Genomic DNA, 8,090 nt, shown 5'->3' with positions numbered 1-8,090 from the left:
TCCACGACCGCGACGGAGACCCGCTGGTTCTCCTGCTCGGCGGCGTCCAGGGTCGCCTGCGCGGCCTTGGTGGCGGCCTCGATCGTCAGGTGCGTCGACGTCCGGAGGTTGCCGTTGTCCGCGTCGGCCATGACGGCGGCGGGAGCGGCGGCCGGGGCGGCGGCGTTCGCGGAGACCACGCCGAAGGTACCGGCGGCGACGACAGCGGCGGCGGTGGCACCGAGGAGGATCTTCTTCATGAGGGACTCCGTAGAGGTGAGTGGGGAGAGGGGAGAGGAGAAGCTGTCGAGCGGTTCGTTCCTGCGCTCTGCCTCCATCCTCCGGGCGGAACCGGCGCCCACCGGTCCACGGTCCGGCTGCCCTCCGCGCGCACACCGGACGACGGGTCTGTCAGCCGATCGGTTGATGCCGCCCTGGTCCCTCCGGGCCACCATGGACGGGTACACCCAGGTCAGAACGGCCACACAGGCCGGGAAGGCCGCCCAGGGCAGGAAGGCCGACCAGGTCGGGACGGCCACAGGCCGGGAAGGCCATCCAGGTAAGGACGGCCATCCAGGCAGAAGGCAGGAGGCGGCACGGTGACCCGGTCCACGGAGCACGACCCGGACGCCCGCTGGCTCGCGCGGGTCATGCACATCGCGTTCTTCCTGCTGCTCGGCGCCTCCCTCGCCCGCTTCCTGCTGCGGCACGAATGGGAGGACCGCAGCCCCTGGATCATCGCCCTCACCGGTGCGCTCGCCTCCCTCTACCTCCTCGGCCCGGTGCTCGGCACCCGCGCCACCCCGCGCCGGATCGCCTGGCTCGGCACGGTCGTCGCCGTCTGGGTCCTCCTCGTCGTCCTCGCGCCCAGCTTCGCCTGGTGCGCGGTGCCGCTCTTCTACACGGGCCTGCGCACCCTCCCGCCGCGCGCCGCGCTCGGCCTGGTCACCCTGCTCACCGCGTTCGTGGTCTTCGCGCAGGTCCAGCTCTCGCACGGCGGCTGGGACCCCAACCTGATCGTCGCCCCGCCGGCCGTCGCCGCCCTCGCCACCGGCGTCTTCGTGTACTCCGACCGGCAGGCCGCCCGGCAGCGGGCACTCATCGACGACCTGATCCGCACCCGCCGCGAACTCGCCGCGATCGAACGCCGCGAGGGCACCCTCGCGGAGCGCCAGCGGCTGTCCATGGAGATCCACGACACCCTCGCCCAGGGCCTGTCCAGCCAGCAGATGCTGCTCCAGGCCGCCGACCGGCTCTGGGACGGCGACCCGTCCACCGCCCGCCGGCACGTCCGCACCGCCGAGTCCATCGCCGAACGCAACCTCGCCGAGGCCCGCCGCTTCGTGCAGGACCTCGCCCCCGCCGACCTGGCCGGAGGCGGCGGCCTCGAAGAGGCCCTGCGCTCCCTCGCCGCCCGCGAGTCGGCGGCCTTCCGGGTCGACGGCACCCCGGTGCCGCTGCCCGACCGGGCGCAGTCGGCGCTGCTGCGGATCGCGCAGGGCGCCCTCGCCAACATCCGCGAGCACGCCGGCGCCGACTCCGCCGCCCTGACCCTCACCTACCTCGACGACCAGGTGGTCCTGGACATCGCCGACGACGGCCGCGGCTTCGACCCGGCGCTCGCGCGCGAGCAGGCCGAGCGGGGCCACGGCCTGCCCGCGATGCGGGTGCGCGCCCAGCAGCTCGGTGGCACCCTGACGGTCGAGTCCACCCCGGGCGAGGGCACGGTGCTCTCCGCCGCGATCCCGCTCATCCTGGAGTCCTGATGTCCGTACGGATCCTCCTCTGCGACGACCACGTCGTCGTCCGCGCCGGTCTGCTCGCGCTGCTCGGCAGCACCCCCGACATCGAGGTGGTGGGCGAGGCGGGCAACGGCGAGGAGGCCGTCGCGATGGCGGCGAAGCTGAAGCCGGACGTCGTCCTGATGGACCTCCAGCTCGGCGCGGGGATCGACGGCGTGGAGGCGACGCGGCGGATCGCGCCCACCGGCGTCCACGTCCTGGTCCTCACCACGTACGACACGGACGCGGACATCACGCGGGCGATCGAGGCGGGCGCGACGGGCTACCTGCTGAAGGCCGAGCGGCCCGAGGAGCTGTTCGCCGCGATCCACTCCGCCGCCCAGGGCCGCACGGCCCTCTCCCCGCCGGTCGCCAGCCGGGTCATGGACCGCATGCGGGGCGCGGCGGGCCCTTCGCTCACCGACCGGGAGCGGGACATCCTCGGGCAGCTGGGGCGCGGCCTCGGCAACCGGGAGATCGCACGGGCGCTGTTCATCAGCGAGGCGACGGTGAAGACGCACCTCGGCCGGATCTACGCCAAGCTCGGCGTCGACACCCGCGCGGGCGCGGTCGCGGTGGCGAAGGAGCGGCGGCTGCTGCCGTAGCCCGTTGGGCTGGTCCCCGGCGCCGTTCCCCGGCGCGGGACGGCACCCCGCTGCTACCGTGCGTCGTCACTCGACCGCACGGTGTCATGTCTCAGTGGGAGCGCACGTGAAGCTCGCGATCGTCGGCGGCGGACCCGCCGGCCTCTACCTCTCGATCCTGCTGAAGCGGCAGGACCCGTCCCACGACATCGCCGTGTACGAACGGAACCCCGAGGGCTCCACGTACGGCTGGGGCGTCACCTACTGGGCCGGGCTCCTCGACAAGCTGCGCGCCGGCGACCCCGAGTCCGCGGCCGCCGTCGCCGAGGCGTCCGTGACCTGGACCGACGGGGTCGCCATCGTCCGCGACGAACGGACCGTCCACCGCGGCGACGCGGGCTTCGGCATCGGACGGCGGCGGATGCTCGCGCTGCTCGCCGACCGCGCCGAGAAGCTCGGCGTACGGATCGAGTTCGAGCACGACATCCCCGGCCCGGACGCGCCCGAGCTGGCCGGGGCGGACCTGGTCGTCGCCGCCGACGGCGTCAACAGCGTGCTCCGCGAGGCGCACGCCGGCCACTTCGGCAGCGAGGTCGCCAGCGGCCGCAACCCGTACATCTGGCTCGGCACCACCAAGGTCTTCGACTCCTTCAGCTTCGCCTTCAAGGAGACCGAGCACGGCTGGATCTGGTGCTACGCCTACGGCTTCAGCGGCGAGCGCTCCACCTGCGTCGTCGAGTGCTCCCCGGAGACCTGGACCGGCCTCGGCCTCGACACGCTCGGCGAGGCCGACAGCCTGAACCTCCTGGAGAAGCTCTTCCACGACCTCCTCGACGGGCACGAGCTGATCGGCCGCGAACGCGCCGACGGCGCCGCCCAGTGGCTGACCTTCCGCACCCTCACCAACCGGGTCTGGCACCGCGGCAACCTCGTCCTCCTCGGCGACGCCGCCCACACCACCCACTACTCCATCGGCGCGGGCACCACCCTGGCCCTGGAGGACGCGCTCGCCCTCGCGGACGCCCTGCGCGCCCCCGGCGACCTCGACGCCGCCCTCACCGCGTACGGCAGGCGGCGGCGCGCCGAACTCGTCTCCGCGCAGAGCGCCGCCCGCTACAGCGCCCAGTGGTACGAGAACCTGCCGCGCTACATGAGCCTGGAGCCGGCCAAGATGTTCGCGCTCCTCGGCCAGCGCCACTCGCCGCTGCTCCCGCACGTCCCGCCGCAGCTGTACTACCGGATCGACCGGGCCGCCGAGCAGCTGGAGCCCCTGCGCCGACTCAAGCGCTGGCTCGGGCCCCGGGTGGCACGAGCGGTACACGGCCGCCGCTGACCTCCGTACGGTTCACACGTCCCGGCGGTGGACGGCGAGGAAGGCCACCGCCACGGCACCCGCCGCCCAGGCCGCGTACACGGTCCACGCCCCGCCGGCGGTCCACGGGTGATCGACCGGCACCGGAGACGTCCCGATCTCCGTGAGCCGCTTCCACGCGCCCTGCGGCAGGGCGTGCAGCAACGTCGCTCCCCAGCGGTTGCGCTCGTCCATCAGGGCCGGCAGCAGGAGCAGCACGCCGGTCAGGGTGACGATGGTGGTCGCCGTGTGCCGCAACAACGCCCCGAGGCCGAAGCCGGCGAGCGCGCACACCGGTGCGAGGAGCGCCGACGCGGCGACGGCGCGCGCCACGCCCTCGTCGCCGATCGCCATGCCGACGCCCCGGCCGTCGAGCACGGCCTGCGTGGCGGCGAACGAGACCCCGGCGACCAGCGTCCCGTACGCCAGCATGACGGCGGCGAGGACGAGCGTCTTCGCCGCGACGACGGACCGCCGGGCCGGGACGGCCGCGAAGGTCGTACGGATCTGGCCCGTGCCGTACTCGCCGACGATCATCAGCGCGCCGATCGAGCCGGTCGCGAGGATGAACACCATGGCCCCGCCGAGCGTGAACGCGTCGCGCATCGCCCAGATCGGCACGAAGAGTTCCTTGATGCCGTCCGAGTAGTTCGGGTAGTTGCGGTAGTCGGCGAGAGTCGCGTTGAGGTTGACGCCGAGGGCGGCGACCGCGCCCACGGCGAAGGCCCAGGGCGTGGAGCGGAGCGACCACAGCTTCATCCACTCGGCGGCGAGCAGGTCACGGAAACGGACCTTCGGCATCAGCGGTACTCCACACTGTCGGCGGTGAGCTCCATGAACGCCTCTTCGAGGGAGGAGGCGTGCGCGGTCAGTTCGGCGAGCGGCACGCCGTGCCGGAAGGCGAGGACACCGATCCGGTCCGCGTCGAACCCGGTCACGGTGAGGCTTCCTCCTTCCCTCCGTACGGTCGCGCCCTCGGCCTCCAGGGCATCGGCGAGGCCCCGGGCGGCCGCCGGGTCGGCCGTCCGCGCGGTCACGCTCCGGCGGGTGCCGCGCGCCGCGAAGGCGGCCACGCTCTCGGCCGCGATGAGCCGGCCGCGGCCGATGACGACGAGGTCGTCGGCGGTGTGCTCCATCTCGCTCATCAGATGGCTGGAGACGAACACCGTCCGGCCCTCGGCGGCCAGCCGCCGGAACAGCCCGCGCGCCCACAACACGCCTTCCGGATCCAGACCGTTGACCGGCTCGTCGAAGAGCAGCACGGGTGGGTCGCCGAGCAGCGCGGCGGCGATCCCCAGACGCTGCTTCATGCCGAGCGAGTAGCCGCCGATCCGCCGCCGTCCCGCCTCGCCGAGCCCGACCTCGTCGAGGACCTCGCCGGCCCGGCGGGGCGGAATGCCGTTGGTGCGGGCGAGCGCCGCCAGATGGGCCTCGGCCGTCCGGCCGCCGTGCACGTCGTGCGCGTCGAGCAGCGCCCCGACGTCCCGCAGCCCGCGCGGCAGCTCCCGGAACCGCCGCCCGCCGACGGTGGCGGTCCCGGACGTCGGCTCGTTCAACCCCAGGATCAGCCGCAGGGTCGTCGACTTCCCGGCCCCGTTGGGCCCGAGGAACCCGGTCACCCGCCCCGGCTTCACATTGAAACTGAGCCGGTCGACGGAGGGGCGGGGGGCGGTCGCCGGGCGGCGGGTTCGGCCGACGCGACGGGACCGGGCCGGGCGGTCGTACCGCTTGGTCAGTTCGTGGACTTCGATCATGCGGCCCACGGTGGCCGCCCGGTGCCCCCCGGCACATCGGCTCGACGGCCACAACCCACCCGGCGGGGTGTCCCGCGGGCGTACGCCCGCGGGCCGATGTCCCCCCGTACGGCCGCGCCTACGATCGGGGCCATGCCCGCCACCCCGACCGACCGCCCGTCGCACGGGCGGGTGCCGGCGGCCCTCGCCTGGGGCGCGGCCGCCGCGCAGCCCTTCCTGTTCCTCACCGCCATGCGGACCGGCCCGTACCGCTCCACCGAGCTGCGGCTCTTCCTCACCGCCGTCGCCGTGGGTCTGAGCCTGCCGCTGGCGCGCCGCAACCCGCTCGCGGCACTCGGACTGCTGCTCGCCGGGGTGTTCGCGGCGGCGACCACGCGGCCGGAGGCCGTGCTCCTCTACCTCCCGGTGCTCGCCGCCGACGCGGTCGTCGGCCGGATCGCCGCCCTGCGCCCGCTCCGGATCCTGCTGCCCACCGCCCTCGGCGCGCTCGGCGTCCAGATCGCGGCCGCGACGTACACCACCTCAGGGCAGGACGTCTTCGTCAGCACCGTCGTGGCCCTCGCGCTCGCCCTGCTCACCGCCGGGCTCCTCGGCCGGTCCGTACGCGAACGGCGCAGCCACACGGCGGAACTGCGCGCAGCGACCGCCGCCGAGGCCGTCGCCGCCGAACGGCTCAGGATCGCCCGCGAGCTGCACGACGTCGTCGCGCACAGCATCGGCGTCATCGCCATCCAGGCGGGCGTCGGCCGCCGGGTCATCGAAACGCAGCCCGCCGAGGCCCGCAACGCGCTCGCCACCATCGAGACCACCAGCCGGGAGACCCTCGCCGGTCTGCGCCGCACCCTGGGCGCGCTGCGCGGAGCCGCCGCCGACGGCCGTCCCGCACCGCGCGACCCGGCGCCCGGCCTCGCCGACCTGGAACGGCTCGCCGCGTCCACGGCGGACGCGGGGGTACGGGTCGAACTGCGGCACCTCGGCAACCCCGACGTGTCGCTCCCGCCGGAGGTCGACCTCGCCGCGTACCGGATCGTGCAGGAGTCCCTCACCAACGTCGTCCGCCACGCGGCCGCCCCCACCTGCCGGGTGACGGTGGAGCGGCGCACCGACACCCTGCTCGTGGAGATCGCCGACGACGGCCGCGGCACGCCCGGTGCGGAGCCCGCGGGCGGCTACGGCCTCGTCGGGATGCGCGAGCGCGCCGCGCTCCTCGGCGGCAGCCTCACCGCGGGGCCCCGGCACGGCGGCGGCTTCCACGTGACGGCCGTACTGCCCCTGCCCGCCGACCGCCCGGAAGGAACCCGCACCGCATGAGCACTGCCCCGATCCGCGTCCTCCTCGTCGACGACCAGCCCCTGGTCCGGGCCGGGCTGCGCGTCCTCATGGCCGACACCCCCGACCTGGAGGTCGTCGGCGAGGCGGGCACCGGCACGGAGGCGGTCGCGATGGCCCGGAAGCTCGCGCCGGACGTGGTGGTGATGGACGTCCGGATGCCGGGCATGGACGGCATCGAGGCCACCAGGATCGTCACGGCGGGCCCCGGCGCGCCCCGGGTCCTCGTCCTCACCACCTTCGACGACGACGAGTACGTGTACGGCGCGCTGCGCTCCGGCGCGAGCGGCTTCCTCGTCAAGGACATGGCCCTCGACGACATCCTCTCCGCGATCCGGGTGGTGGCCGCCGGCGACGCCCTGATCGCGCCGGGCGTGACCCGCCGCCTGATCGAGGAGTTCGCGGCGCGCCCGGAACCCACGCCTCCGCCGTCGCGCGGTCTGGACGGGGTCACCGAGCGCGAGCGGGAGGTCCTCACCCTCGTCGGCCGGGGCCTGTCGAACGGCGAGATCGCGGAGCGCCTCCACATCAGCGCGGCCACCGCGAAGGCGCACGTGGCGCGGCTCTTCTCCAAGCTGGACGCGCGCGACCGGGTGCAGCTGGTGATCCTCGCGTACGAGGCGGGACTGGTGCCGTGACACCATCGGTCCCGTGCTCGACATCGGCTACTCCCTCTCGCGTCGCTTCCCCGACCCGCCGCAGACCGACTACCGCCACGCGGACGTCCACGCGCTGCGCCACGACCTGTTCTGCGGGGACGTGTACCTCGCCGACACGGAGACCGACCGCGAGGTGTCCACGGCCTGGGGGTGGGTGCCGGTGCTCGACTTCGCGTGGGCGCTGTGCGACATCGTCGAGCAGCTCGACCAGGATCCGCGCGGCAGCCGCGCCGCGCAGCCGCAGTACGCGGAGCTCGACTTCACCGAGTCCACGGACCGGATGCTCTTCGAGCGCCGCTTCGGGTGGGTGGACGTCGAGGCCGACTGGATGCCGGGCGACGAGCCGCCGGTCACCTTCAACCACGCGGAACTGCGGCGCGAGGCGCGGGACTTCCTGCACGACCTGATCGCGGATCTCACGGACATGCACGAGGGCCTGGCGGACAACCCGGCGATCTGGACCCTCCAGTCCCGCTTCCCCCGGGTGCCCTAGGGCCTGTCCGGCCCTGATCCGCCGGACAGGCCCTAGGGGGTGTCTTGTCGATCAGGCCGGATCAGGGAGCGGCGTCTGGCACCGTGCATCGCAAGGCGGAGGAGGGACTCATGGTGAGTACCGAAAGCCTTCTTGCGTTCGCCGCGATGTCCTTCGTCGT

General features: G+C 74.1%; 8 protein-coding genes and 1 pseudogene. 6 read left to right on the top strand and 3 right to left on the bottom strand.

The genetic code is table 11. The features are described from left to right. A pseudogene (locus ABZ318_RS38070) lies at positions 1-239 on the bottom strand (heme-binding protein); the annotation flags it as partial. A 339-nt stretch (positions 240-578) separates the two neighbouring features. On the opposite strand from ABZ318_RS38070, the gene ABZ318_RS38065 reads away from it, so the two are divergent. From ABZ318_RS38065 to ABZ318_RS38055, 3 genes are all read left to right on the top strand, one after another. Beyond that, on the top strand, positions 579-1,745 hold the full coding sequence (locus tag ABZ318_RS38065; protein WP_356906999.1) for a sensor histidine kinase: 1,167 nt from the start codon (positions 579-581) through the stop codon (positions 1,743-1,745). Further along, positions 1,745-2,365, top strand: a complete 621-nt coding sequence (locus tag ABZ318_RS38060; protein WP_356906998.1) for a response regulator transcription factor — start codon at positions 1,745-1,747, stop codon at positions 2,363-2,365. The genes ABZ318_RS38065 and ABZ318_RS38060 overlap by 1 nt, the downstream gene beginning before the upstream one ends. 106 nt (positions 2,366-2,471) lie before the next feature. After that, positions 2,472-3,677, top strand: coding sequence for an FAD-dependent monooxygenase (locus ABZ318_RS38055; RefSeq protein ID WP_356906997.1), 1,206 nt, complete (start codon positions 2,472-2,474; stop codon positions 3,675-3,677). 12 nt (positions 3,678-3,689) lie between these two features. On the opposite strand, the gene ABZ318_RS38050 is transcribed toward ABZ318_RS38055, so the two are convergent. Both ABZ318_RS38050 and ABZ318_RS38045 read right to left on the bottom strand, forming a co-directional pair. Next, positions 3,690-4,496 carry an ABC transporter permease subunit gene (locus ABZ318_RS38050; RefSeq protein ID WP_356906996.1) on the bottom strand — a complete coding sequence of 269 codons (807 nt, stop codon included), beginning with the start codon at positions 4,494-4,496 and terminating at the stop codon, positions 3,690-3,692. After that, positions 4,496-5,449, bottom strand: coding sequence for an ATP-binding cassette domain-containing protein (locus ABZ318_RS38045; protein WP_356906995.1), 954 nt, complete (start codon positions 5,447-5,449; stop codon positions 4,496-4,498). The genes ABZ318_RS38050 and ABZ318_RS38045 overlap by 1 nt, the downstream gene beginning before the upstream one ends. A gap of 132 nt (positions 5,450-5,581) precedes the next feature. Between ABZ318_RS38045 and ABZ318_RS38040 the strand changes: the two genes are divergently transcribed. From ABZ318_RS38040 to ABZ318_RS38030, 3 genes are read left to right on the top strand one after another with little or no spacing between them, the layout of a single operon-like run. Continuing rightward, entirely contained in the window at positions 5,582-6,760 is a 1,179-nt protein-coding gene (locus ABZ318_RS38040; RefSeq protein WP_356906994.1) for a sensor histidine kinase, read from the top strand. Continuing rightward, positions 6,757-7,416, top strand: a complete 660-nt coding sequence (locus tag ABZ318_RS38035) for a response regulator transcription factor (RefSeq protein ID WP_356906993.1) — start codon at positions 6,757-6,759, stop codon at positions 7,414-7,416. Before ABZ318_RS38040 ends, ABZ318_RS38035 begins: the two co-directional genes overlap by 4 nt. A gap of 13 nt (positions 7,417-7,429) precedes the next feature. Continuing rightward, positions 7,430-7,930 carry a hypothetical protein gene (locus ABZ318_RS38030; protein WP_093874833.1) on the top strand — a complete coding sequence of 167 codons (501 nt, stop codon included), beginning with the start codon at positions 7,430-7,432 and terminating at the stop codon, positions 7,928-7,930. Positions 7,931-8,090: the final 160 nt, after the last annotated feature.

This window comes from Streptomyces sp. NPDC006197 (assembly GCF_040613865.1).
In the GTDB taxonomy this organism is placed as follows: Bacteria; Actinomycetota; Actinomycetes; order Streptomycetales; family Streptomycetaceae; genus Streptomyces.
The sequence above is the reverse complement of the archived record's forward strand: the minus strand, read 5'-3'. Positions and strand labels throughout refer to the sequence as shown.

Excerpts from the sequence above, each read along its gene's own strand:
- ABZ318_RS38045 (WP_356906995.1), bottom strand. The coding sequence starts at position 5,449 with ATGATCGAAGTCCACGAACTGACCAAGCGGTACGACCGCCCGGCCCGG.
- ABZ318_RS38040 (WP_356906994.1), top strand. The coding sequence starts at position 5,582 with ATGCCCGCCACCCCGACCGACCGCCCGTCGCACGGGCGGGTGCCGGCG.
- ABZ318_RS38050 (WP_356906996.1), bottom strand. The coding sequence starts at position 4,496 with ATGCCGAAGGTCCGTTTCCGTGACCTGCTCGCCGCCGAGTGGATGAAG.
- ABZ318_RS38035 (WP_356906993.1), top strand. The coding sequence starts at position 6,757 with ATGAGCACTGCCCCGATCCGCGTCCTCCTCGTCGACGACCAGCCCCTG.
- ABZ318_RS38060 (WP_356906998.1), top strand. The coding sequence starts at position 1,745 with ATGTCCGTACGGATCCTCCTCTGCGACGACCACGTCGTCGTCCGCGCC.